The 24,518-nt window shown below is 34.4% G+C and carries 25 protein-coding genes, 5 pseudogenes and 1 riboswitch; of the genes and pseudogenes, 11 read left to right on the forward strand and 19 right to left on the reverse strand.

Annotated elements, in window-relative coordinates; genetic code table 11:
* Positions 1-81: 81 nt before the first annotated feature.
* The gene (locus SB775_RS19825) at positions 82-354 is read right to left on the reverse strand and encodes a hypothetical protein (RefSeq protein ID WP_410862910.1); all 273 of its coding nucleotides are present in this window, start codon (positions 352-354) and stop codon (positions 82-84) included.
* 280 nt (positions 355-634) lie between these two features.
* Here SB775_RS19825 and SB775_RS19830 point away from each other — a divergent pair, with 280 nt between their 5' ends.
* Positions 635-1,072, forward strand: coding sequence for an ATP-dependent metallopeptidase FtsH/Yme1/Tma family protein (locus SB775_RS19830; RefSeq protein WP_410862912.1), 438 nt, complete (start codon positions 635-637; stop codon positions 1,070-1,072).
* A gap of 509 nt (positions 1,073-1,581) precedes the next feature.
* Here SB775_RS19830 and SB775_RS19835 read toward each other — a convergent pair.
* Positions 1,582-1,875 (reverse strand): hypothetical protein, encoded by a 294-nt coding sequence (locus SB775_RS19835; RefSeq protein ID WP_410862913.1) that lies wholly within the window; start codon positions 1,873-1,875, stop codon positions 1,582-1,584.
* 437 nt (positions 1,876-2,312) lie between these two features.
* Here SB775_RS19835 and SB775_RS19840 point away from each other — a divergent pair, with 437 nt between their 5' ends.
* Positions 2,313-2,738, forward strand: a complete 426-nt coding sequence (locus SB775_RS19840; RefSeq protein WP_410862915.1) for an SRPBCC family protein — start codon at positions 2,313-2,315, stop codon at positions 2,736-2,738.
* Between the two features lie 240 nt (positions 2,739-2,978).
* Here the strand turns inward: SB775_RS19840 and SB775_RS19845 are convergent, their stop codons facing one another.
* From SB775_RS19845 to SB775_RS19870, 6 genes are all read right to left on the reverse strand, one after another.
* Positions 2,979-3,638: a hypothetical protein gene (locus SB775_RS19845; RefSeq protein ID WP_410862917.1), complete on the reverse strand. Its 660-nt coding sequence runs from the start codon at positions 3,636-3,638 to the stop codon at positions 2,979-2,981.
* Positions 3,639-3,913: 275 nt separating this feature from the next.
* Positions 3,914-4,723, reverse strand: coding sequence for a class I SAM-dependent methyltransferase (locus SB775_RS19850; RefSeq protein WP_230163057.1), 810 nt, complete (start codon positions 4,721-4,723; stop codon positions 3,914-3,916).
* 197 nt (positions 4,724-4,920) lie between these two features.
* Positions 4,921-5,427, reverse strand: coding sequence for a hypothetical protein (locus tag SB775_RS19855; protein ID WP_317778196.1), 507 nt, complete (start codon positions 5,425-5,427; stop codon positions 4,921-4,923).
* Positions 5,428-5,556: 129 nt separating this feature from the next.
* Positions 5,557-5,907 (reverse strand): DUF4181 domain-containing protein, encoded by a 351-nt coding sequence (locus SB775_RS19860; protein ID WP_410862959.1) that lies wholly within the window; start codon positions 5,905-5,907, stop codon positions 5,557-5,559.
* 266 nt (positions 5,908-6,173) lie between these two features.
* Positions 6,174-7,253: a DUF3626 domain-containing protein gene (locus tag SB775_RS19865; RefSeq protein ID WP_089364834.1), complete on the reverse strand. Its 1,080-nt coding sequence runs from the start codon at positions 7,251-7,253 to the stop codon at positions 6,174-6,176.
* Positions 7,254-7,488: 235 nt separating this feature from the next.
* Entirely contained in the window at positions 7,489-7,722 is a 234-nt protein-coding gene (locus SB775_RS19870) for a hypothetical protein (RefSeq protein WP_410862920.1), read from the reverse strand.
* A gap of 707 nt (positions 7,723-8,429) precedes the next feature.
* Between SB775_RS19870 and SB775_RS19875 the strand changes: the two genes are divergently transcribed.
* The 3 genes and pseudogenes from SB775_RS19875 to SB775_RS19885 form a co-directional block, all read left to right on the forward strand.
* Positions 8,430-8,918 (forward strand): DUF2975 domain-containing protein, encoded by a 489-nt coding sequence (locus SB775_RS19875; RefSeq protein ID WP_410862922.1) that lies wholly within the window; start codon positions 8,430-8,432, stop codon positions 8,916-8,918.
* A 10-nt stretch (positions 8,919-8,928) separates the two neighbouring features.
* Positions 8,929-9,147: a helix-turn-helix domain-containing protein gene (locus SB775_RS19880; RefSeq protein WP_061465081.1), complete on the forward strand. Its 219-nt coding sequence runs from the start codon at positions 8,929-8,931 to the stop codon at positions 9,145-9,147.
* A 334-nt stretch (positions 9,148-9,481) separates the two neighbouring features.
* Positions 9,482-10,016 (forward strand): annotated as a pseudogene (locus SB775_RS19885) (LuxR C-terminal-related transcriptional regulator); the annotation flags it as partial.
* 201 nt (positions 10,017-10,217) lie between these two features.
* On the opposite strand, the gene bla reads toward SB775_RS19885, so the two are convergent.
* On the reverse strand, positions 10,218-11,111 hold the full coding sequence (gene bla, locus SB775_RS19890) for a class A beta-lactamase (RefSeq protein ID WP_486360702.1): 894 nt from the start codon (positions 11,109-11,111) through the stop codon (positions 10,218-10,220).
* A 282-nt stretch (positions 11,112-11,393) separates the two neighbouring features.
* On the opposite strand from bla, the gene SB775_RS19895 reads away from it, so the two are divergent.
* The 4 genes and pseudogenes from SB775_RS19895 to SB775_RS19910 all read left to right on the forward strand — a co-directional run bounded on the left by SB775_RS19895 (position 11,394) and on the right by SB775_RS19910 (position 15,196).
* On the forward strand, positions 11,394-13,205 hold the full coding sequence (locus SB775_RS19895) for a BlaR1 family beta-lactam sensor/signal transducer (protein ID WP_410862960.1): 1,812 nt from the start codon (positions 11,394-11,396) through the stop codon (positions 13,203-13,205).
* Complete coding sequence (gene blaI, locus SB775_RS19900; protein WP_061465085.1) at positions 13,186-13,566, forward strand: penicillinase repressor BlaI; 381 nt, start codon at positions 13,186-13,188, stop codon at positions 13,564-13,566. Before SB775_RS19895 ends, blaI begins: the two co-directional genes overlap by 20 nt.
* A 380-nt stretch (positions 13,567-13,946) precedes the next feature.
* A riboswitch (SAM riboswitch) is annotated at positions 13,947-14,057 on the forward strand.
* 92 nt (positions 14,058-14,149) lie between these two features.
* A pseudogene (locus SB775_RS19905) lies at positions 14,150-14,279 on the forward strand (ABC transporter permease); the annotation flags it as partial.
* A 77-nt stretch (positions 14,280-14,356) separates the two neighbouring features.
* Complete coding sequence (locus SB775_RS19910; protein WP_410862926.1) at positions 14,357-15,196, forward strand: MetQ/NlpA family ABC transporter substrate-binding protein; 840 nt, start codon at positions 14,357-14,359, stop codon at positions 15,194-15,196.
* A gap of 443 nt (positions 15,197-15,639) precedes the next feature.
* Here SB775_RS19910 and SB775_RS19915 read toward each other — a convergent pair.
* A pseudogene (locus SB775_RS19915) lies at positions 15,640-16,737 on the reverse strand (ATP-binding protein); the annotation flags it as partial.
* Positions 16,738-17,078: 341 nt separating this feature from the next.
* On the opposite strand from SB775_RS19915, the gene SB775_RS19920 reads away from it, so the two are divergent.
* Positions 17,079-17,309 carry a hypothetical protein gene (locus SB775_RS19920; protein WP_289337017.1) on the forward strand — a complete coding sequence of 77 codons (231 nt, stop codon included), beginning with the start codon at positions 17,079-17,081 and terminating at the stop codon, positions 17,307-17,309.
* Between the two features lie 214 nt (positions 17,310-17,523).
* Positions 17,524-18,084, forward strand: coding sequence for a GNAT family N-acetyltransferase (locus tag SB775_RS19925; RefSeq protein ID WP_410862927.1), 561 nt, complete (start codon positions 17,524-17,526; stop codon positions 18,082-18,084).
* A 235-nt stretch (positions 18,085-18,319) separates the two neighbouring features.
* On the opposite strand, the pseudogene SB775_RS19930 reads toward SB775_RS19925, so the two are convergent.
* The 9 genes and pseudogenes from SB775_RS19930 to SB775_RS19970 all read right to left on the reverse strand — a co-directional run.
* A pseudogene (locus SB775_RS19930) lies at positions 18,320-18,461 on the reverse strand (IS110 family transposase); the annotation flags it as partial.
* A 190-nt stretch (positions 18,462-18,651) separates the two neighbouring features.
* The gene (locus tag SB775_RS19935) at positions 18,652-18,756 is read right to left on the reverse strand and encodes an LPXTG cell wall anchor domain-containing protein (protein ID WP_410862929.1); all 105 of its coding nucleotides are present in this window, start codon (positions 18,754-18,756) and stop codon (positions 18,652-18,654) included.
* A gap of 171 nt (positions 18,757-18,927) precedes the next feature.
* Complete coding sequence (locus tag SB775_RS19940) at positions 18,928-19,395, reverse strand: hypothetical protein (RefSeq protein ID WP_410862931.1); 468 nt, start codon at positions 19,393-19,395, stop codon at positions 18,928-18,930.
* 886 nt (positions 19,396-20,281) lie between these two features.
* Positions 20,282-20,848: pseudogene (locus SB775_RS19945) on the reverse strand (phosphatase PAP2 family protein).
* Between the two features lie 160 nt (positions 20,849-21,008).
* Positions 21,009-21,257 (reverse strand): hypothetical protein, encoded by a 249-nt coding sequence (locus SB775_RS19950; RefSeq protein WP_410862933.1) that lies wholly within the window; start codon positions 21,255-21,257, stop codon positions 21,009-21,011.
* 192 nt (positions 21,258-21,449) lie between these two features.
* A complete protein-coding gene (map, locus tag SB775_RS19955; RefSeq protein ID WP_061465100.1) occupies positions 21,450-22,190 on the reverse strand; it encodes a type I methionyl aminopeptidase in 741 nt (246 codons plus the stop codon).
* A gap of 497 nt (positions 22,191-22,687) precedes the next feature.
* The gene (locus tag SB775_RS19960) at positions 22,688-23,188 is read right to left on the reverse strand and encodes a DinB family protein (RefSeq protein ID WP_410862935.1); all 501 of its coding nucleotides are present in this window, start codon (positions 23,186-23,188) and stop codon (positions 22,688-22,690) included.
* A 532-nt stretch (positions 23,189-23,720) separates the two neighbouring features.
* Positions 23,721-23,930, reverse strand: a complete 210-nt coding sequence (locus tag SB775_RS19965) for a hypothetical protein (protein WP_061465106.1) — start codon at positions 23,928-23,930, stop codon at positions 23,721-23,723.
* 249 nt (positions 23,931-24,179) lie between these two features.
* Entirely contained in the window at positions 24,180-24,395 is a 216-nt protein-coding gene (locus tag SB775_RS19970) for a hypothetical protein (RefSeq protein ID WP_410862937.1), read from the reverse strand.
* Between the last annotated feature and the right edge of the window lie 123 nt (positions 24,396-24,518).

The following is a 24,518-nucleotide window of genomic DNA, read 5'->3' on the forward strand; positions in this document are numbered from 1 at the left end:
ATTCTTCAACTAACCTGCCCCGGTAGTTCCATAATAAAAAAGAGCTGCCAAAGCAACTCTCTTATTGAAGTAAAGCACCCGTTAGTTCATTAATATGTCTATCCCCATTCCACAAAACAATATCGTTAGGATGAACCAAAATATATATTCTCTTTTTTTAACAATGTAGTTTTCAATTCCTATTAGAAGGGTGATTATTCCTGCAATTAGTCTTAAAATTCCAGAGTAAAAGTAATCTATACTGTCATAAGTTTGGAAATATAATATTATTGCAAAGATTGTCAATGCCAACTGTATAAACAGAATAGGTTTATTTCTATCATCCCAAAATTCTTTTCTCAAAAAAGAACGCATTATTTTATCTCCTCAATCTAAATCAAAGTCTACTCATATTATAAACTGTAATGAACTAACCTGCCCCGTTAGTTCCACAAGAAAAAGGTTGCCGCAGCCACCCTTTGTTAAACTAACGCACCCTTTAGTTTAATAAGAAAAGACTATGTTAAAGTTCTCGGGTGTTTTTGAATTATTGTAGTGATTGGATTTGGAATATTAATTATTCTAGGGAATATAAATGATTAATTTACTATGATACTATTTACTATAGTTTGTTTACCAGTTGAGGAGGGAAGGAATGAATCGGAACTTCCGTAATACCATATTCTATTTACTGATCTTTTTGGTCATCATTGGAATTATAATCATCTTTAATAATAACAATGAATCAACAGAGAAAATGACCCAAGATGAGTTCTATAATCATTTGGAGAGTGGGGACATTACATCACTAACGATGCAGCCCGAAAGCAGTGAATTTAAAATCATTTGGAAGCTTAAGGGGGATGATGAAAACAAGAACTTTGTGACGCACGTGCCATTCAGTGAATATTCACAGAGTCGAATTAATGATGCCGTAACTAAATTAGGTAAAGGCATCATCACTGTTGAACCTCCAGAAAAGACAAGTGGCTGGGTGACATTTTTCACTTCCATTATTCCATTTGTAATCATTTTCATCCTGTTTTTCTTTATTTTTCTGTTTGTAGCTGTAAGAAAAAAATGGAAGGGATGAAAATACATATACATAAAAAAAGTAAACTCGCTTTCCATATGGACTTTGCGAGTTTTTTTACATTGTTTTTGTGAGTCAACCTTTATCTAGCCTAATAAAAGAAAAGGATGGCTTATTAAAGTAACGCACCCGTTAGTTAATTAAGAAAAGGCCTAGCAGGAAAGAAAGGAATTAGCCATTTCCTGATAACATTACTAAGTCATACAAGTAATTAACAACTTTACCCATTCTCCAGGCTATTATTGCTGAACTAATTGCAATTACAGCTAAACTCACAACTTTTATTAACTCTAATTTGCCTTTATCACTATATCTCTCCTCAACCTGTACTATTTATGAGTTTATATTCTTCAACAATAATAAATAATCCTTGTGCAACTAACCTGCCCCGATAGTTCCATAATAAAAAGCTGCCTTAAAGGCAGCTCCGATCTTCAGCTAACGCACCCGTTAGTTCTATAAGAAAAGCGAACCTTATTCAAGAATCGCGCCCGATTGTTGAAGAACAATTAGACGATATTGTTGTTCTCCTTTTTTCCGAATAGTACGGATGTAAAGTAAGTAAATATAGCTGTTAGTAGACCTGCACTAAACAGTATGCTTCCAGTAATTACAAAGTTATTTATATAAGTCTTAACAATCATGTTGTATTGGCCAGTATCAGCGACACCATTTCCGTGGTTAAGAACCCAAGAATCCCCTAGAGTAGTTCCAAAAGAAATACTTGAAAACATCAGAACTAATCCTGCTATTGCTAATAAAGATGAAATAATACTTAATCCTTTAGTATGTTCATTTAACAAAACAGATCCCCCCTAAACTTTATAAATCCTTAAAGCGCGCCTTTTAATTGAATAACTGAGAACTTCTATTAGCTGGTTAGGTTTAAGTACATTTCTTCACAAAACTCACACCTATATTAACATAAATATCCAATTTGTGTTATTCCATTAAATGGCCCAATTGTTGAACAACTCCATATGCACTCTTGAACTATCCTGCCCCGTTAGTGCCATAAGAAAAAGGCTGCCGCAGCAACCCCTGTTAATGAACTAAAGCACCCGTTTGTTTAAGTGTTCTTCACAATGTTAGAAGATAAAGTTATTTCGTTTTAACGCAAATCCCTCCTAATTTACTACATTTCTATACTAAAACCCCTCGAAAATACTTATAATAAATCCAGGCATCTAATGTGGACAGATCTCTAAAATTTTTTGTATTTATAAAGGAGAGAAATAAAATGCAAACATTTAAAAAAGTTACAGTAGAAACAACAATTCAAGCACCCATAGAAAAGGTGTGGAAGTATTGGACAGAGCCGGATCATATAACAAAATGGAACAATCCTTCAGATGATTGGCACACACCATTTGCCGAAAATGATCTAAGACCAGGTGGGAAATTCGTTTCAAGAATGGAAGCCAAAGATAGCAGTACTGGTTTCGATTTTGGTGGAATCTATGATGAAGTAAAATTACATGAGATTATTGCTTATACCATGGGTGATGGAAGAAAAGTAAAAATCACTTTTAAAGAACAAGAAAACGAAATCGAAGTAATTGAAACTTTTGATGCTGAAACTACACATCCGATTGAGTTTCAAAAACAAGGATGGCAGGCGATTTTAAATAATTTCAAAAAATATGTTGAGCAAACAAACGATTAAAAAAGTTGCTCCAGTTATTAATTTTATAAGTCATTAAAATCATTAGTGGGGTATCTGTGGATATAATCGTTGTAAATACGCATTTTCCTGATGCTACCTTTAGTGATTAACGGCCCTTAACGGAAACCCCGCGGGACCAATTTAAGATGATTTTCTGACGTAAAAATCCCCCCAGTTTAATAATGGGGGGATTCAGGCTGTCGAGAAACCCTAACAGCCTGAGGACCTATTAGGTCCCTTTTATTTAACTTCCTCATAAACAGTTCCATCTGCATCCTTAACAACAACGTTTTTACCAAGTTTGTCTAAAAAGATAATAATAGTTGGATTCTTTTCTGTTGATTGATTATCAAAGGTTTTTACATTAATCAATGTTCTATCACCTTGTTTTTCTACCCCTGCAACCTCTATATTATTGCCTTGCTTTTCTTTACCTAAAGAAAGAACTATCAACTTTTCACCATTATTTGGTTCAAACCTTTTAAATCCTTGCGTGTCTGTCTTCACTTGTAACTCTTCATAATACTGTTTTAAATAAGTATCCATATTTTCATTTTTAGCAACCACAATAAAATTATTCCCATAAAATTTATCTACACCAGCATATATAAAGACAGCTAATGGCACCAATACTACTAATGCGAAAACCACATTTCTTACCATTGATCTATTTCCGGCAATTAATAGTAAAATTGAAACGGTTAAAATACCAATACCTATTGTACTAATTGGCATCCCTTCAAATCCGCCAATAACTAAACCTCCAATGATGGTTAATACACCAATCACAACCACGAAAATATTTCTTTTTATATAATCCGACTCTTTAGCAAAATAACTAAGAGCAACAAGAGCAACACCTATTAATAACCCTGTTGCATAAACAATTAAAAGTCCCATAATTGAAACCTCCCAATTCAGGTAAGATACGGAGAAATTATATCAAAGTAATTAACACTTTTGTAAAAAAAACCCTTCATTAGTATAAAAGGGGTAGTGTTAGGAAAATGCGGATATACAACGTTTAGGGGTACCACCAATAATTTAAAATCAAAAAATCGATTTCTTGTACATTAAGAAATCGATTTTTAATTTGTCTTACTAAACTAACGCACCCGTTAGTTCATTAACAACATAGTATAAGCATTATTAGTGGCTAAATTTTGAGTGGGGCTTTAACAGACCCTTACACCTTCAACTGCTAACATATACATCGTTAAAGATTCAGCCTCACGCATCATCCATTCACGATAATCGTTTTCAGCACTCACATAATCCTGTTCACAAATAAAACCGTCTCTCGCCATTTGAACTCCTCTGCTTGATGCAGTATCAGCCCATATCCCAATGCGAGTTTGAAAATCAGGGTCCCTTCTATTTGTTACCTCATGAAGGGGGGTTATAGTAATATCTTCTATACCAACTTTTCGAAAAAGCCCAGGAAGGTTATCGGCAATTGTATTATCCATACCTGCTTCCGTACGCCATTTCAAATAGGCAGCGTAAAAGTTGAGCATACTTGAAGGTGGCAGGGGATTCCACGATATCTTTTCATGGTTATAATCCGCAATTAAAATGCGACCTCCAATTTTTGCAGCAGATGTCATCATTTTCAATCCTTTTAATGGGTCGGATAACCATATTAATACCCGTGAACAGGTAACAATGTCAAACTGTTGTTCATAAGGAAGATTATAAATGTCACCTGTTTCAAATGATAATCCTGGTATTTCGCCATATGATTGACGTGCTTTTTGAATTAAGGTTGGATTACTGTCAATTCCTACTACACGTCCATTTGGACCCACAGCTTCTGCTATGCCTCTAGTAATTGCCCCTGTACCACATCCAATATCAAGAATTGCCATGCCTTCCGTAATAATTTCTGCAAGCCTTTTGTGTGAGTTTGTTAACGTTCTGGAGTCTAATACATTTGTTAACTTTCCAGATAATTCAGCACGATTTCGAGCCATTTTTGTATCCAAACGTGATTCCCCTTCCCTGTACTTATTGCAATTTTCAATAAATTCATTTTACCATTTAAAATTTTATTGTTCTTTATTCCAAAAAGGAATTAATAAGGTTCATCATTAAAATCTAAGTAAATAGAATAACGGTTCCATTCAAGGAAACTTCCCTTTTTTGTTGAACTAACCTGCCCCTTTAGTTCATTAAGGATTAATTAAAACTTGATGTTTAATAATTCTTTCATTTCAAGAAGAACATCAGAATGTTTTTCTTTTGATAAATACATCATTTTCTGTCCTGCTCCATTTGCTTCTTGCTTCTTTCCGTTCGGTTCTTGAAACATAATCCTTCCATCATTAAAAAAATTCATCGTGTACACTTTGTTATCCATGGTTTCTTTATCGGATAATATAAAAAAGTAATTCCCTTTTTTATTTAATTCTTTACTCTTCTCCAATAACTCCTTATTAGGAGGTTGCACAACTTCCATTTTGTTTACTTTTTCTATAAAAGCCTGTATTTCATTAATATCTGTAATGACCTTTGAAGTTGACTCGGAAGATACCCCGTTCTCATCAACACTTTGCACTAATAAGGTTGTATATTCATCTTTATTAGGTATTTCTAAAATTTCACTTTTCGTTTTTGTAGTATCTAAACTACAAGCATTTAAGAATACTATCATTAAAATGCAAAAAGAAAACATCTTGAAAAATCTCAAATTTCATCCCTCCATTTCTTCCTTCTACATTATATGTAAATTGAAAAATTATCCATCTTTAATGAACTAACCTGCCCCTTTAGATCTATAAGAAAAGGGATTGCCGCAGCAACCCCTTTTTCACAATAGCTAGATTCGGTAAATAAAATAATCAACATTATACATGATAACTAAAGCTATCAATAGGTAAGTAAGTGTAATGACATATTGTTTTGAGGTTTTCAGGTACTTCCACTCCATAAACGACTGAAAACCAAATGATACAATAAAAAAGCACATATACCACATAACATTTTTGTCCTCTTCTATTGCATAGGGAAGAGTACATAAAAAAGTTAATAGGATTAGACCTCTTCCCCATCGGTCAATATTCTTACCAGAAGTTTCTGATATCTTTTCTTTCTTTTCTACACCAAGCCATTTCGTTAGAAATTTATTTATAAAGAGTGTAATAATAATAATAATAATGATAAAGAACATAATGAACACTAAGAATTCCAATTAAATATCCCCTTTTCAAAACCTTTTTATCTATATTTTACCATAATGTTATTTGTATCTTATTCAAACTAAACTCCTCCTATAGTTGCATAAAGAAAAAGTTGCCTTAATGACAGCCCCGATCTTCAGCTAACGCACCCGTTAGCTTAAGTACAAATCTTCACAATCTCATTTTTCTACTATAGGTAAAATAAGGAGTTGCCTCAACAACTCCTTGTTCAACTCATAAACCCTTTAGTTCAATTTTAGATTGTCTTTCCATATCTCACTAAAACGTGCCACAATAGTTTTAATTCCTGAAGTATCTCCTTATAAGTTCCGCGATCACTCCAAGATACTGGATTGCGTTTCAAGTCCATTACAGCAGATCCAATTATGTTCGCATCGATAAAATTATTTTGTGCAATGCGTTTTGCCAAGGAAGTCATTGATGGACCCCTAAAATCCGCAGGAACCTCGTCTACCATAAGTACAAAACCCATGTGCCAATATAGATCAATAGAATACTTAAGGCATATTTGTTCCATTGTTCTCCCTACATAAGTGTCCTTGAATGAAGGATCTGCAACAAGCACTTCCACGTCTTCTTTAAGTGAAATATCCCCATGAACTTGGGCTTCAAGATAGTGGTTTAGATTGCGGTTTGGCTCTTTGTTTGCTTGGTCCATAAACGGGTTTTCTAGGTTAACCAGTAAATGATTGATTAATCTTGCTGGCGTCAGATTTCTTTCACCGATTGCAAAATCTCTTAAGAACGCCTCTTCCAAGAGTGCAGCCAAAATGATGTCAAACTCTTCATAAGTACCCTTTTCTTTTGGGTCTTGATGTGAATCCAAATACGTGTAGGTGGAACGATATGAGACCTCAGGGGAAAGAATAAAATAGCATGATCCAAAACGTGGTGCAGGCCCATCTGGATGTAACATCAAATTAAGTGCCCCATATTTAGGCCGTTGGTTATTGGTTGTGCCCTCCAGTTGATATGCTCCTCCAAAAATTCTCTTCTCCCAAATGTCGCGTTCACCACCAGAGTATGCGGATACGCTGCCATTAGATATAAATGTTTCAAACTGGCTCTTATATATTCCCTGCTCAAGCAGTGCTTCAGCAACGCTTTTCATAGTCGAATCTGGTCTATCTGGATGAAAATGTAGGCCAATCTTTGCGTGAGTCTTTAAATTAACAACAGCATTTTCAAATATCTTATCCGAGATATTTGACATTTTTAATATGTGATTAATGGTTGCTTTAGCTTGATGTTTATGGTTCCTTGCATACTTTGTAAAATGCTCTAAAGCAAATAGTTGTGACATTGATAATTTCATGAAAAGATGAGTCTCTCCTTTTATTAAATTATCCTAATTAATTCAATGAAAAGTTTGTTTTTCCCTTCTTATTCAACTAATCTGCCCCGTTAGTGCCATAAAAAAAGGCTGCCTCTGCAACCTTCCTTATTGAAGTAAAACACTCGTTAGTTCCATAAAAAAACATTACGAACCACTTATAAAAAATACTACGAACCATATAAAAGCAATACCAAAATCTAATAACATCTGCCTCTTATTTTCCTTTTTTAAAAAACCTTTCAAATCCATCTATTATTGAATCAATTCCTAATAAAAGAATTATATATTTAATGTAATTAAAATTAAAATCATTAATTATAACTAATATTAAAGTTAAGCCCATTAATATCCTCATTAAATATCCAATCAGTATAAATGGTTTAGTACGTTTAGTACTTTCTCTTTTTTTAAAAAACAATCCCATTACATATTTCCACTTATTTGACACTAAATTTCCCCCATAAACTACAAACTGAATTTTAATAAACTATACCATAAAGCAAACGGGTCTTCGTCAACTAATCTGTCCCGATAGTTCATTAAGGAAAACCAAAATCAAGTATTGATTTGGTTTATCATTTTTATAAACGATTAGACTTTATTCTAAATGGTACGGCTTAAAACATATGAAGTTCACCTAACAATATTGTTAGCACATCTTACAATATTGTTAGGTGAACTTTATTAACTCGCTACGAGCGAATGGCTAGTTCTTACTCGACGGAATCCCACCCGCTATATGATACGACCTAGGCTCGGCCGCACACGCACCCGTTAGTTTAAGTACAATGTTTCACAAACCTACTCAATTACCACTTCATTTATTATATTAATGCTGGCCGTCTATATTAGAGCAAGAGATGACTCTTCCACAAATTCTGTTTATTCTCTTGCTCCAGCTTATATAGATCTTGATGATTTCGCTCAAAAGAATGCAAGACTTGCTTCTCTTTCTCTCCTCAACCACCAACAAAGAATGATACGGAGTCTTACTCAGAATATTTGAATGCCCTTCATGGATATGATCGAAGAAACAAGTATATTGAAGGACTTCATGTAACAATAATAATACAATAAGAAACAATATGATTTTATTGTAAAACGATAAATAATATGATAAAATCATGTTGTCATTAAATAAGTGAGGTATTTTAAATGAATGTTAAACGAGGTTCAACCACTTTCTTAAAGGTAATTATTTTCCTGGTTGGAATTGCAGTTCTTGCATTGTGCATATTTTTGGTGCCTAAGATCGGGAATTTTGCTGGGGAATTGTATCCAGATATTGCTTATATGAAATCTCTCGTTTTAATCGATATGTACGTGGCAGCGATCCCTTTTTATTTCGCTCTTTTTCAAGCTTTTAAACTTTTAAGCTATATTGATAAGAACCAAGCGTTCTCGGAATTATCGGTAAAGTCTTTAAAGAATATAAAACACTGTGCCATCATGATCAGCACCTTGTACCTATTAGGTATGCCACTCTACTATCTCATGGCGAAAAGAGTTGACCCTCCAAGTTTCATACCAATCGGATTGGTCATTATTTTCGCCTCAATGGTGATCGCCGTTTTTGCTGCTGTTCTCCAAAGACTTTTACAAGAAGCTATTAATATAAAATCAGACAATGATTTAACGATCTGAGGTGAATATCATGGCGATTATCATCAATATTGATGTGATGTTGGCAAAAAGGAAAATGAGCGTAACAGTACTTTCGGAGAGGGTTGGAATTACTATGGCGAATCTTTCCATTCTGAAAAATGGAAAAGCAAAAGCGGTTCGTTTTTCAACATTAGAAGCCATATGTAAGACTTTGGATTGTCAGCCAGGTGATATTTTGGAGTACAAGGGCGACGAAGACACTCAATAAAAACAGACAACAACTTTCTTCAACCAACGGGATTAGATAGTGAAATTAAGATGAAGGGATAGCTATTAAGCTATCCCTTCTCTGCGTTTATTATTGATATTTAATTAAAGAAATCCATTGAGAATTGCATTGATATTAATGACAAAAAATGTGATGTGATTTTCATAGTTTGCACCTCAAAAGGGAACCCGTTAATTTAGATAAGATAAAAAACAAAAAGGCTTATATTCCAAAGTGTATCATGTATTTATTTTCCTCTTAAGCGTGAAATATTTTGGAAGCTAACTCATTAAGTTCAGCGATTTTTTATACATAGTTGAAGACGTAATCAGGTGAGACTCTCGTTATGCAAAAAATAAACTTTTGTCAGTATCGCTGCCTTCGAGTGTCTAACCAACGCGGTTCGGCACGGCAAGGCGATCTTGATATCCGTTCAACTGCATTTCGATAGTCATCAGCTCCGGTTACAGATCGAAGATAACGGCATCGGAATGGAAGAAATCCAATTCGGATTGGGCTCAATGGGATGAAGGAACGGCTTGAACCATATCACGGCACGCTGTCCATTCATTCCGGGTCTGGGCAAGGAACTTTCGTCATATGTAATATTCTGTTGCAGACAGAGCAAGTACATGGGGCTTACGAAACGCGAGATGGAGATTCTGGAGCATCTGTCAAACGGGCTGCGCTACAAGTTGATTGCCGCCAAGCTATTTTTATCGGAGGGAACGATCCGCAATTACTGCTCGAAGCTTGACGTCAAAAACCGCGAAGAAGCAATAGAAATGGCGCGAACGGAGAATATCGTGCAGGCGCTGGAGAACTTTCCGATTTTTCTCTTGTTTTTTTCAAATGCTTCTTCCCCGTAATATTCAAATCGTTTATCATGCAACCATAACAAGTTAACATATAGAAATTTAAACTGTTTTTCAACAAAAAAACCCGGCTGGGATAGCAGCCGGCTCTTTAACTCTTGCACCCTTTAATTGAAGGATATTATTTCACAAACTTTCTTGAAGTAAAAAACGTTCGTCACCCAAAGAGTCGTACTCCTTCTCTACTATTTTAATCTATTTGTTGTTAGAGTACGCCTGAGCAATCACTTTTGCAGCCTTTGCGATGAGTTTATCATTAAAGCTTGCATTCTCATCATTGCGACTTGACATGATCGCTATAATAATCGGTTCTCGATTTGGCGGCCACACAATCGCTATATCATTTCGAGTTCCATAGCCACCGGCTCCGCTCTTATCTCCAACCACCCAACTTTCTGGTACACCAGCTCGAATGAGGGAATCACCTGTAGTATTCCCTTTTAGCCAATTTGTGAAAATTTCTTGCTTATCGGCAGGAAGGTACTCACTGATTCCAAACACCTCAAGGGTAGTTGCAAGTGCTTTAGGGGTACTTGTATCCCGTGATTCCCCAGGAATAGCTTCGTTCAAATCTGGTTCAATACGGTCAGCCATTGTGATAGTATCGCCACTTTCCCGTAACGCCTTTTCAAATCCATCTGGTCCGCCTAATTCTTCGAACAGAAGATTTCCTGCTGTATTATCACTATACTGCATCGCTGCTTCAGCTATCTTTCCAAGACTCATTCCTTTGTTCACAAAGTCTTCTGTAATCGGAGAATAGGTAATAATATCTTCATTGGTGAATGTCCTTATTTTCTCAAGCACTGATATCGGATTTTGCTTTAACAATACAGCTGCGGCTAGGGCTTTGAATGTAGATGCATACGCAAATCGTTCGTTCTCACGAAATTCCACGGTTTCTTTCGTTCCTGTATCAATGGCATAGACCCCAAGCCTTGCATCATATTCCTTCTCAAGTTGTTTAAATTTCTCCATTACGGTTTCTTTTGCCGTAATATTTTCTGACGTTTGGTTAGTTCCCCCGGTATGTTCTGTTTCTGCTTGTTGTACAACCTGTTTTTTCTCATCTGAGCAGCCTGCAACCATAAGCACCAATCCTATTGGTGCCAGTATTTGATAAAACCATCTTTTGTTCATGATATAAACCTCCTAATTATTTGATTAGACTCTTATGTACGAATTGAAAAAACAACCTCATGCAAGGAGTTTTAACAGATTACGTTTGTAGTCTGATTACATCTGTAGTATAGTATTACATATGTAATCAAGAAAAGTCAATTCTTAATTTTTTAACCATCAAGCTACTAGAAATATGCTATATACCTGTTTTTTAAAATTTAAAAATCAAGAGAGTAGGTATTGAAGGACATGTTTTTAACTCATTTTATATTAGGTTTATTGGTGTCTTCATTTTCCGTTACTGTTATCCTACTTATACGAAAATGGTTTGGAAGACAATTAACAGCAAAATGGCACTATCATTTGTGGATGTTTCTTTTTATGGCTTTAGCACTTCCATTCATACCTACTGATTTATATAATTTTAATTCTGTCTTTAGCAGTGGGGATATAAATCAGATTCATGCAGCCAGCTCTAATACGGAAAAAACTGGAACTGATATGATGCAGGGCCTACACCTCATACAAGACTTTTCTGTATCGGTCAATCGGCCGAACCTGTCCTTACTTAATATGGGGGTGATGGGTTTATGGATATCAGGGATGCTTTTATTTACCTTTACTATGGTTCGTGGATGGCTCACAATTAGAAGGATAAAGAATTATTCTTCTCCGTTTTCCAATCAAGAAGTTCTCGTGCTTTTCGAAGAATGCAAGAAAAGACTACGGATAAAAAAATCAATGGAGATCGTTATTTCGAAAAGAGTCCAATCTCCAATGATATTCGGACTTTTTCAAACATATATCGTCATACCTGCTCAGCATGAAAACTGGCTTAGCTTGAAAAATTACGAGTATATCTTTCTTCATGAACTGAATCACTATAAAAACAAGGATTTGCTGACAAATTACTTGATATTATTCTATCAAATCATTTATTGGTTTAATCCCCTTGTTTGGCTTGCTTTTAGAGAAATGAGATTGGATCGGGAAATCGCATGTGATACATCTGTTTTACAGTTACTGGATGATAACTCTTTTAGTGAATATGGAAATACTATCATTAATTTTTTGGATCTTTCAAAACGGTCAAGTAATCTACAGTTAGTGACACAACTAAACGGTTCGAAGCTTCAAATCAAAAAACGAATTGAACAAATTTCTGCCTATAAGCATTCCGCAAAAAAATCAATAAGGAAAAGCGTCTTTATTTATGTGTTGGCCACTATCATTTTGACAATCCAATTACCTATCGTTTTCGCATTTGCGACGGAAAACGACCGATACTATTTTAAAAATGACGGAGCAGTTTATGAGGATTTACATCAATTCTTTAAAGGGTATGAAGGAAGCTTTGTTTTATATGATCAAAACGCACAGCAATATCGCATTTATAATGAAGAAAAAAGCACTTTGCGGATATCACCTGATTCCACATACAAAATCTATAGTGCCTTATTTGCTCTAGAATCAAATGTGATATCACCCGAAGAATCCAAACTTTCATGGGATGGGACTGAGCAGCCCTATGAAGCTTGGAATATGGATCAGGATGTCTCATCTGCTTTACAAAAATCTGTAAACTGGTATTTCCAGGAATTAGATCGCAGGACAGGATTTGAAACAATTCAATCCAATCTACAAGCGATAAACTATGGGAATTCCGATGTATCTGGGGAATTGGGTGAATTCTGGAACGAATCCTCATTAAAAATTTCTCCAGTCGAGCAAGTCCAGCTGCTGCAAGCCTTTTATAACAATCAATTTGGATATAAGGAAAGGCATATCCAAGCCGTTAAGGAAGCACTGCTCATAGAAAAGAATGAGGAAGCTCGCCTATCAGGAAAAACAGGTACAGGAACAGTGAATGGAAAAAACATCAATGGTTGGTTTATCGGTTACGTAGAGACGAAGAACAATACTTATTTCTTTGCTACCAATATACAAAATGAAGATGATTCATCTGGAAGCAAGGCGGGAGAAATTACTTTATCAATTTTAAAAGATTTAGGAATCTATAAAGAAAATGGAGGGGAGAAAAATGGAGAAAAACATTCCTAGCATATCAGAGTCAGAATGGGAAATCATGAACGTGCTTTGGGATAAAGCCCCTCAAACAGCAAATGACATCATAGTTTCCTTACAGGAGAGTACCGATTGGAAGCCGAAAACCATACGTACCCTTCTCGATCGATTGGTTCAAAAAGATGTAGTAGGTGTCAATAAAGATCAAAGAGTTTACACCTTTTACCCGCTCTATACACAGGAGGAGTGCCAGCGTGCCGAGACCGAATCATTTATCAAACGTATCTATGGAGGGGCCATGAAATCCATGCTGGTCCAATTCATTCACGAAGATGCCCTATCTGATGATGATATCAATGAACTGCGCTTTATTTTAAATAAGAAACCTAAAAAGTAATAATATTTAAAAAAGCGATTTGGGATTTTTCCAAATCGCTTTTTTCGGTCAAAATCGAAATAACGGCGGACATATTTCCCATGTAATGATCTGTGTGGTTTGATACGAAAAAAATCAGAACTTTCGTCTTAATAATAGTTATGCATGAATTTAATTCAATAGATGTTTTTTATCACGCTTCTTGATAGTGAAGGCTTCTGCAGGGCCTGGAACAAGCAATCGCAAAGGCTACAGGAATAAAACATTTAACGCAATCATCCGCAAATTCAAATTAATTGAACAATTTTTTGATTGACACTGCCATACGGTCATGATAAGATCACTCTCATACTATATTTACTGAATTTAAAATATTTCGTTTAATTGAATATAATGTTTGACTCTTATCAAGAGAGGTGGAGGGACTGTGCCCTGTGAAGCCCGGCAACCGTCAGTTATTTAACTGATATGGTGCCAATTCCTGCAAAGCAATGTGCTTTGGAAGATGAGAGAAAGGATTGTTTAACCAACCTTTCTACTCATGTGTAGAAAGGTTTTTTTGAGGAGAAAAAACTTTCCTTTCCCCTACAGACTAACATACTAAGAGCTGCTGCCAGCATTAATTTCAGGTATTACAGTTACAACAATCCTTCTAGTTGGTTGCGGGGGTTGGTGCAGGTGGTTTAGGTAATTTGTTATATCTTGAAGGGTTTCAGCTCAATAATAATGATGTTTAGTCATTGTTTTTTATTCAATTTATAGGTGATATATGTACAACAAAAATAGATAAACGATAAGGGAGAAATGAATTATGAAAAAGTGGATATCAACTTTAGCAGTTTCCTCAGCATTAGTATTAAGTTTAGCAGCTTGCGGTACGACTAACAGCGGATCAGATTCTTCAGACAAAGAAAAGAAAATCCTTGTGGGTGCATCAAACATTCCACATGCTGAAATTTTAGAACAGGCAAAGCCATTATTAAAGGAAAAGGGAATTGATTTAGAAATTAAAACATTCCAAGATTATATTATTCCGAACACAGCGTTAGCTGATAAAGAGATTGATGCAAATTATTTCCAACACGTTCCATATCTTAAATCAGTGTTAAAAGAGAATCCAGACTATGACTTTGTAAATGCGGGTGCTATTCATATTGAGCCAATCGGCATTTACTCTAAAAAGTATGATAGCTTAAAAGATCTTCCAAAAAACGGTACAGTTATTATGCGTAATGCTGTAGCTGAACAAGGACGTATTCTATCTATTTTTGAAAAAGAAGGCGTTATTAAGCTAAAAGAAGGCATCAATAAAACAGAAGCTACGATTAATGATATTGTAGAAAATCCTAAAAACTTAACTTTTAATGCAGATATAGAAGGTGGCCTATTACCTCAAATTTATAATAACAACGAAGGTGATGCGGTTGTTATTAATGCGAACTATGCGTTAGATGCAGGGCTAGATCCGCTTAAAGACCCAATCGCTGTTGAATCGGGTGAAGATAATCCATATGCAAACATTATCACTGTACGTAAGGGCGATGAAAATAAAGAGACAGTAAAAGCGTTAGTAGAAGTACTTCGCTCTAAAGAAATACAAGACTTCATTACTAAAAAATATAAAGGTGCAGTCATACCAGTATCTAAATAAAACACCCTTTCATGAACTATACCCCGAATAATGGACACTTCGAAAAAGGTCCATTACTCGGGGTTCTTCTATGTCTATACACTAGAAAAGCAAAAAATCCGTTTACAAAAAGCTGCTTAATAGAAGATACAAAAACTTAAAGCGTAAATTTCTTAAACATAAATACTTAACTAAACTCAAAGTCTTAAGGAGGAAGCCCTACTATGAATTTTAAAATGCAAAACAAACAAAATCTACTAATTGAGAGAATTACGGATCAACATCTAGTTATTCTGTGTGGATATTGCCGTCGTCACGGTCAATCCTCTCCATGTCAAAAGAAACTAAGAAAATCGTGATAATATGCAATCCAAAAGTGATATAAAGATTACATAAAATATTGGATAAGATATACCAATCAATATTTGTAAGTAGTCATATCTAGTCGACACCTACGTATGTAATCACCGAAAAGCCTTTCCCATGAAAGAAATTAAAAGAATCCTTTGATAAGAAAGATAATAGATGGGAAGAATAACATTAACTGTTGTTCCTTTATTCATTTCACTTTCAATAACTATCTTTCCTTGATGTGCTTTCACAATTTCATAGCAGATCATTAACCCTAAGCCAACCCCTTTTTCTTTGATACTATAAAAAGGTTCTCCAAGATATGGGATACGTTCTCTTGGAATCCCACATCCTTGATCGATAAAACAAATACTTACTTGATGACTATCAAGTGTATCGATTTGAACCAAAATTTCTCCTCCCGTTGACATCGCTTCAATTGCATTTTCTAAGATATTGATAAACACTTGTTTTATTTGGTTTCCTTCACAAGGTATGTAGGGAATTTCTGATTTAAGCTCTGTTCTGATCTGTATATTTTTCATCATTGCTTGAGGTTGCAGTAGCGTTATAACTTGTTCTGCTAACATGCTCAAATTATTGAGTTGAACCTTTACTGCTTGTGGTTTAGCTACTATCATAAATCTATTTGTGATTACTTCTATTTGTTCAATTTCTGATGATATTACATCTATGTACCACTGATTTTCTTTATTTTTCATTGATTGTATTAGTTGTATAAATCCTTTAATAGTTGTAAGTGGATTTTCATGAGCTATTGCTGTAGCTAATTTTCCTACCACATCCAGCTTCCCTGATTTTCGCAGTAACTCTTCCGTTTTTAAACGTTCAGTGATATCTCGAGTAATAACCATTGCAACTTCTTTTTCACCTAATCTAAAGATATCGATGATTAACTCAGTATCTATTTTCTCTTCTATTTTAAAAACATATTCGTCTCGCAAAGTGAAGTAATGTTTTCCCTTTTCGAAATCTTTTATAATGTTTATAGTTTTAATGTTTTCAGGAAGAAAATCCATAACAGATATGGAAAGAATTTTTTCCTTACTATAACCTAATCTTTTACATGCAACTTGGTTTACGTCGAGAAATCGAATTGGAAATCGATCCTCGTTCAATTCTAATAGGTAAATTGCAACAGTTGCATGTTCAAATAGAGTACGGTATTTCATCTCATTTTCTCGTAATTGTAGAATAGACATATAACTTTCTTGTAATTGTTGAATAGATATATAATTTCACTCCTTCACTTCAAATTTTCTAAATATTCTAAATATTATATATTGGAAAGGGGCTTGATGCAAGAATCCTTATTTATAATTTATTCATATTTTCCATGAAGCATAAAAAGTGGTTCTATATAAATCCTGTTAACCATATGGACAGGTATGAGTTCCCATCTTTTCCGTCTAGACTCAACTATTTGGAATTGCTGAATAGATCCGATTCTCTAAAAAAAAGTATATAAAACTACTTTTTTCGATATTTTTCAGAAAATTTCGACTTTTATATTTACAACATGAAATTTTTCTTGTATGCTAATCTTACTAAATTAAAAGAAGGTGATGCCAATGAAATAAAGAGAAATATAATGCACATTGAGTATCAAGAAAGCTCTGTTTTTTCTAAAGAATTCTTAGCCTTTGTCCCTTTTTTAAAATACGGATCTTCTCTTAGAAAAATACTAAAACTGGTATTAAAAAATAAAAAAATGAAAGGATTAGATTACAAAGTAATGGTAAATCAAGAAGAAATAGTTTAAGCGACCTTGTGTATCCTAATAGGAATGACAAGGTCGCTTACATATTTTTATTTTACCTTATTATCAAAAATCAATGTATCTTAAAATCTATAAAAGCCCCCTTTAGCATTCTAATTCAGTGAAAACCGCTATGCATTTTCACTTATTGCCTATCTCTTATTATTAAAAAAAATCCTAAAACACACCTGAGTTTGCTTATGATTGGAGGGATTTTATGCTTAAGAAACGAGATCTTCATGAAAGCCACGTATTGTACGAACTAATGGCACATCCAGATGTCTTCCCATTTGTACGCCAAAAAGTTCGTTCATATGAGGAATTCTTATTTATGACAAAACAAACGATTGAGGCCGAAGAGCGTGGCGAATTAATTTCTCGAACTATTCTTGATGAGTGGGGAATTCCAATCGGTATGATTACTTTATTCGATATAGAAGATAATTGCGGATTCTTAGGTACTTGGATTGGAAAACCGTATCACGGAAAAGGATATAATAGACCTGCTAAAGATGCTTTTTTTAAAGAGCTCTTTAATGAGCTAGGTATTGAGACGGTTTTTATGCGGATTCGAGAAGAAAATATCCGTTCCATAAAAGCTGCCGAAAAACTTCCTTATGTTATAAAAGCAAATAAAACAAGAAAATCGATGTATGCGCAATTAAACGAAAATGGTGCTGTATATGATTTATATGAAATCCCGAAAGACCAATACACTTTATTTCTCTTACAAAAGGATCTATCATATGCAGACTTTTCATATTTACTTGAAGCGTAGACGTTATCGGTTAACCTCTAAATACAATATTATTCAATTTGTGAACTAATGTACGAATCTGATGAATAAGGCTATACACATTTGAACATTAATTCATAAATGTATACTTTTGTTCTAGGAACATTAAGTTGTGCTATGTAGGCGGGGAATATTTGACGCTTATGCTTTAACAACCTCGTTGATTCTTCCTTTGATCTCATCTAAAATTCACTGGAATATATTGTCACCTAGATTTTTCAAAGAAACACGTTTTACCCAGTTCCAATCCTCTAAAATCGTGCTCTAGCGACATGTTTGTGCTTGGCGAAATGTTCTACTCCGACAATTAAGGTTTCAGAAGTAATTTGAGAGATTTTATGATTTTGGTTATAATTCATTGTAAGGCCTCCAAATAGATGTTCTTGTCCTTGCCAGCTTAGGACACATTCATCATATCAAGAGGTCTTTTTTCATTCAAACCTCATTTTCAGTTATTACAGGAATGCTGCCCCTTTAGTTCTATAAGAAAAGGAGCTGCTGATCAGCTCCTGGTAATGAAGTAAAGCACCCGTTACATGAATTAGAAATTTAATCAGCTTTCTTGGTTCTCTTAAAAAATAAATAACCTAAAACACCTAAAATTAATGCTATACCTCCGAAAACAATAACTTGATATATAATATCCCCTAACATAACCTGTTCCTCCTATTCTAATAAATATACGAGATTTTTTCTAAAAAGGTTTTTCAACTGATAGTTTGATTCTAAAAGTCTTATTAAACTAAACTGACCAGTTAGTCCCGTAAGAAAAAGGTTGCCGTAGCAGCCTTCATTATTGAAAAAGCACCAGGTAGTTATCCTTCCTTAGTTTCTCAAATATACGACACTGTCGCTTCTTTCTACTTGAAAATTTACATCATCTTTATTATTAATCATATAACCAGCATCTTTATAATTCTCAGATTCAAAAGATATACCATATCCATTATTCTCAGGATAACCATATAAATAGCAGACCACTTTTCCATCGTTCAAAAATACAACTTGATTCATTCCTTCATTTACAGTTTCACTAATAGTATCCCATTTATAACCTACCATTTCATATATATCATCTTTCGGGGTATATGGTCCAAAGGAATATACGACATCCCAGTCAAATGGTGTTACATCTAATAAATTTATTGTTTCAACGGAATGTCCAATTGATAACACTTCTTCTTTTAATAACTCTTCGTTTACATCCCATAAATCCTTCTTTAATAGATTTATGAAGATAGCTATACATATTATACCGAAAGCAATAATCACTACTGTCTTTTTAGTTTTCATATCTATCCTCCACCTTGAACAGCAATCTTCCTACTGAAATCAGCCACTTCATTATAAAAATAATTACCAAAATAGGTGTGGATTCTTAATGAACTAACTGCCCCGTTAATTCCGTAAGAGAAAGTGCTCCCAAAGCAACCCCCTTATTGAAGTAAAGCACCCGTTGTAAGCACCTTCTATTATTGGACTTTCTTCGTACAGTGCATTATAAACCTACTTGTTTGTACTTTCTTTATATCTTTTGAATGCAAAAACTGCGGCCAAAAGCAAGAAAATAAATCCTAGAAGCGACCCGTAAATTGTAGAGTATTCCCAAAGTAAATATAAAACGTTTCCTAAAGTAAAGCTGAATATTGAAAGCATTAAGAATATAAATGTCAAGTTATTCTTAAAAAACAAAGTTTCTCACCTCTTATCCATTTTTTATAACGAATTAAACGAGAGAAAGCCTAAATTTGCATAAAGAAAGAGCTACCTTAAAGACAGCTCTGATCTCAGCTAACGCACCCGTTAGAACGTTAAAGCATTATTTGTCATTTTTTAATATTCGAACCTCTTCTTCTAGTTTATTTATTTTTTGTTGAAGTTCTTTCTTCGGTTGCACTAGCTTTCTTAGTAGAAACAAAACTAATATGACTAAAAGAGAAGATAGAATTAATCCTGGAATGCCTATATTACTCAACAAATACACACCGCCCAATTATCGTTAACCAAATTTTATCTTTTTTTATAAAAATAGTCAATATCCACAATTCTACTACGCTGCGCTTAATGATCGAACTGCACCTTTAGCTACAATAAGAAAAAGAGCTGCCAAAGCAACTCCCTTATGGAAGTAATGTTCCTGTTAGTTTAGCATGATATATAATCTGCAACTAACAATCTTTCATCCTACCTTGTCCTTGAAAAATGGCCTTTCTATTAGTAATGATATGGGTTTTACCTTGAACAAAAGGAAATGTGTAAATAATGCTATTATCACTCCATTTAAAATTCCCGCAACTACATCTAAAGGATAGTGAACCCCTACCCATATTCTTGAGAAAGCTACTACTATCGCAAGAATAAACCATGTATATTTAAAATGATGGGATGATAGCCAAAGAGTAACAGCAATTGCTATTGCAGATGTAGCATGGTCACTTGGAAAAGAGGAATTAGCAGAATGCTCAACGAGTTGAATAATTTCATGCGATATAAACGGTCACTCTCTATAAGTGAATAACTCAATAATTCTGTTTATTGAATATGCCAAAGTAAATGAAAACATAGCCTGAAAAGCTATCACACGGAAATTACTTCTATTTAGTAGCCATAACATCAAAATTAATAAAACAAAAGCATATTGAACATATTCCGCAAAGAAAATCATTATGTTATCTAATAATGGATATTGTTGGACTTTACTATTGATGAATTTAAACCATTCATAATCTGCTTCCATAAAACTCATTTCATAATCTCCTTTAATGTACCTGCCTAGTTAGCTGTTCTCCTATTCTCTCTAATTTAACTTTAACAATTATTGCCTATTGTTTCAATTTAAACCTGCCCTTTTGGTGCAATAAAAAAAAGGCTGCCGCAGCAACCTTTCTTAACGAAGTAAAGCATCCTTAGTTGATTAAATTAACCAAAACAGCTACGAAAATCATTACTGTAATCAAAGTCGACCAGCCTACTTTTTTTGTTACCGTTTTCTGGAGGAATTTGATTTTAGATAAAGTAAAATTAATGCACAAAACTACAACTATAATATACAAAAATTTAAGCCAATAGGAGATGCCCATTTTATCAAGATACGGCTCAAGAAAGAGTAATGCAATGAATATTGTAAAACCGTATGCAACATTTTCCCACTTCAATTTTTTTACCCACCTTATGATTTCAAGCTTCATTATCTCCATTATAATAGAATCACTTAATCAGCTATAAAGGATTTACTCTCTTCAAGTCATTGTTCAACTATCCTGCTTCCATTAGAAAAAGAGCTGCCAAAGCAACTCCCTTATTTAAGTAGGTTGATGTGGGATACACCAATCGAATCCTTGCTTGAATTAAAGTGTGACAATAATCGGACCATCTTTAGTAAGGATAATCGTATGTTCCAATTGAGCTACATAGCTTTTTTCTGTAGCATAGGTCCAACCGTCTTCTTTTTGGAGCACTTCTTCTTCAAAGGTTGAGATAAATGGTTCGAATGCGATAACCATCCCTTCCTTTAATATTTCATTATCCCATGGATCATAATAATTGCAAATATGGTCAGGTGCTTCGTGTATTCTACGTCCAACACCATGTCCTGTAAGGTTTTTGATAACAGTGAATCCATGTTGTCTCGCTGTTTCGAATACTGCTTTGCCGATTCTGCTTTTTTTGGAACCGGGTTTTGCTTTCTTAAGACCTGCTTCAAATGCCTTTTTAGCAACGTCGCATATTTTCGTTAATACTTCTTCTCCTTCCCCTACCACAAATGAGATTCCTGTATCTGCAAAATAACCGTTCTTTGAAGCAGATACATCTATATTTACTAGATCCCCTTCATGAATAACCCGATGACCCGGAATACCATGTGCCACTTCTTCATTAAGACTAATGCAGGTATAGCCAGGAAAATCATATACACCTTTTGGAGCTGACACTGCACCTGCTTTTTCTAAAAGTTCTCCGGCTATATCATCAAGTTCTTTGGTCGTTATGCCAGGAATTGTCCTTTGTACCAATTCATCTCTAATGGAAGCAATAATTTTGCCAATTTCCTTCAAACCATTAAAATCTTCTTCTGTTTTTGCAATCATTTTTATCCTACCTCATTATCTTTTATCATTAATAAGCTATATAAGTATTAATTGTACCTTTATTTTCTCGAAAAATAAAAGCAATGTAAAATATTTGGTACAATCCCCCTCACCTGAATTATTCTTCGATCAAGGAATAGACTACAAAAAGGATCTAGTACATATGACTATACTATTAATTGGATTAACCTTCCACTTTCCCCTATGCAACTAATCACCTCCGATAGTTGCATAGGGAAAAGCTGCCTTAAAAACAGCTCCGATCTTAAGCGGACGCACCCGTTAGCCAGTATTGTGGAGGCAATTAACTTATTCTTGCTGGTAATGTTAAATATCGCAGAAGAGTGAGATTACTTTGGAGCAACAATTGTTTGATTAAAGTTATTCGTTAGCTCAAAGAAAGATCTGTGTAAACATCTCTCGATCCTCAACTAACGTCACATTTTTGAAGAAAAAATGAATTACTCTTCTCTTGCCTATTTATAATGAATAATATTTCAAGAATACCAATAAAAAGCATAATCAGTCATAACTGAAGAATCACCCAACTGATGTAACATAGCTGAAATATTCCCTCTATGATAGGTTCCATGATTCACAACGTGTAAGACCATTTCAGATATACTTGTTTCTCTTAATCCTGCCCATGGATTATCCAACATTATTCTCTGTTCCATATCTTCCTGTCTGTTCAAAAAGGATTTAAACCGAGATGTTAAAGAGTGAAATTCCGTTTCTAAGTCTTCAATTGGCAGTTTCTCAATCTTTTCTTGAATTTGAAATGAAGATTGCATTGCTTCATTCATACTCTGACCCTCGAGGGTATTAAGCCATCCATATTCCACCAAATAGAGATGAGATAAAACCTTTGAAATAGAAGAAAAGACACTTTTCATTTCCTTTTGATATTTCTCAGGGGAAAGTGTCTTAAGATGATCAATAATCCGTTGATTTGCCCATACATGATAGTTATATAGATTTTCTACATGATTTGCCATACAATCGCCTCCTTATCATCACGTTTTTTTATATTCTTTATCAGAATGAATTATTCCTTTAAATATTATTACTTGTTAACACAAACTATGTATTAGTGATCGACTTTTTTCTTATCAAAATCTCTAAATAACCAACTAAAAAGGGAATGAAATGCTACGAAACAGAATGCGTATGCTAAATTCCCTAACCAATTTATCGTTTGCCCCCTGAAATATTGCAGACCAGAGCTTGCAATATACATGAGTATGAAACCCACTACATAACTAATGAAGAATCTTTTCTTTGTTATTGCCATAAATACAAACCGCTCCTATTCTTTGGCAGGCAATCCAAATATCCTGCCCCGACAGTTGCATAAAGAAAAAGTTACCTTAAAGATCGCTCAATATTCAACGAATGCACCCGTTAGTTTATGAAGGAATATTTGTTTAAACCTGCCCTTAGTGAAAATCACTTTTATTCCCCCTATAAAATAAAAATAGTGCCAATTTCTTTTTAATAGAAATCGGCACTTCGTTTATTCGCTATACGTTATCGTGTCGCTTTAGGCGGTTGGCACACGTCACATTTACGTTGTTTATTATTTTTAAATTTCGTAAATGTTTTTTCAAAGTTGCTACCACATGTACATTTAAATAGTAACTTTTGGGAAAAACCGTGATATTCCGTCGATAGCAACTTACTTTCCGAATTTTTCTCAACAAATTCTTTAATTTTACCAATCGTCCATTGTTTATTCATTCTCTTACACCTCCATATTTTATCGCTTTGCGGAGGCTTTTCTTGGCATCCGTTCAATTATAAGTAAAAGTAGTAATTATCCTAAGTTAACCATTATAACATGCTGGCACTCAATTAAACAGATGGAAGGTATCTTAATAAACTAAACTTCCCCTTTAGTTCCATAAAGTAAAAGCTGCCTTAAAGAGATCTTAAGCTAACATACCTTAGTTGTAGAAGGTTTTTGCCGAAAATGCACAGCGATGGACTTTACATGCCCCTACCTATAGGGGTTTTTTCAGGAGTACAGGTCAGGTATTTTCGGGATACAGCATTAAAATATCCTACATCAATAATTGCTTCTTCTCCTTTATCAGGGCATTGAATATGCGTCAGCTGAAGTGATTCATTGATGATGACCAAGTCTATTGCGTCTAATTCTTTTTTGCAGCACAAACATTTTACAGGCAGTATTTCTTTCTCCATTAAAGAAGCCCCCTTTTTGATAAATAGGTATTCTTTATTTCTAGTTGCTAATCCTACCTGTTCACATAACCGTCAAAAATTCCTTTTTCCATTACATGTTTAGTTAGTGTCTATATAGATTGT

The sequence above is a fragment of the Peribacillus sp. SIMBA_075 genome, from assembly GCF_046534585.1.

Coding starts and splice junctions, on each gene's coding strand:
- SB775_RS19825 (WP_410862910.1), bottom strand. CDS start 354: ATGCGTTCTTTTTTGAGAAAAGAATTTTGGGATGATAGAAATAAACCT.
- SB775_RS19830 (WP_410862912.1), top strand. CDS start 635: ATGAATCGGAACTTCCGTAATACCATATTCTATTTACTGATCTTTTTG.
- SB775_RS19840 (WP_410862915.1), top strand. CDS start 2,313: ATGCAAACATTTAAAAAAGTTACAGTAGAAACAACAATTCAAGCACCC.
- SB775_RS19845 (WP_410862917.1), bottom strand. CDS start 3,638: ATGGGACTTTTAATTGTTTATGCAACAGGGTTATTAATAGGTGTTGCT.
- SB775_RS19860 (WP_410862959.1), bottom strand. CDS start 5,907: ATGTTCTTTATCATTATTATTATTATTATTACACTCTTTATAAATAAA.
- SB775_RS19865 (WP_089364834.1), bottom strand. CDS start 7,253: ATGAAATTATCAATGTCACAACTATTTGCTTTAGAGCATTTTACAAAG.
- SB775_RS19875 (WP_410862922.1), top strand. CDS start 8,430: ATGAATGTTAAACGAGGTTCAACCACTTTCTTAAAGGTAATTATTTTC.
- SB775_RS19880 (WP_061465081.1), top strand. CDS start 8,929: ATGGCGATTATCATCAATATTGATGTGATGTTGGCAAAAAGGAAAATG.
- bla (WP_486360702.1), bottom strand. CDS start 11,111: ATGGTTGCAGGCTGCTCAGATGAGAAAAAACAGGTTGTACAACAAGCA.
- SB775_RS19895 (WP_410862960.1), top strand. CDS start 11,394: ATGTTTTTAACTCATTTTATATTAGGTTTATTGGTGTCTTCATTTTCC.
- blaI (WP_061465085.1), top strand. CDS start 13,186: ATGGAGAAAAACATTCCTAGCATATCAGAGTCAGAATGGGAAATCATG.
- SB775_RS19910 (WP_410862926.1), top strand. CDS start 14,357: ATGAAAAAGTGGATATCAACTTTAGCAGTTTCCTCAGCATTAGTATTA.
- SB775_RS19925 (WP_410862927.1), top strand. CDS start 17,524: ATGCTTAAGAAACGAGATCTTCATGAAAGCCACGTATTGTACGAACTA.
- SB775_RS19935 (WP_410862929.1), bottom strand. CDS start 18,756: ATGTTAGGGGATATTATATATCAAGTTATTGTTTTCGGAGGTATAGCA.
- SB775_RS19940 (WP_410862931.1), bottom strand. CDS start 19,395: ATGAAAACTAAAAAGACAGTAGTGATTATTGCTTTCGGTATAATATGT.
- map (WP_061465100.1), bottom strand. CDS start 22,190: ATGATTGCAAAAACAGAAGAAGATTTTAATGGTTTGAAGGAAATTGGC.
- SB775_RS19960 (WP_410862935.1), bottom strand. CDS start 23,188: ATGGCAAATCATGTAGAAAATCTATATAACTATCATGTATGGGCAAAT.
- SB775_RS19965 (WP_061465106.1), bottom strand. CDS start 23,930: ATGAATAAACAATGGACGATTGGTAAAATTAAAGAATTTGTTGAGAAA.
- SB775_RS19970 (WP_410862937.1), bottom strand. CDS start 24,395: ATGGAGAAAGAAATACTGCCTGTAAAATGTTTGTGCTGCAAAAAAGAA.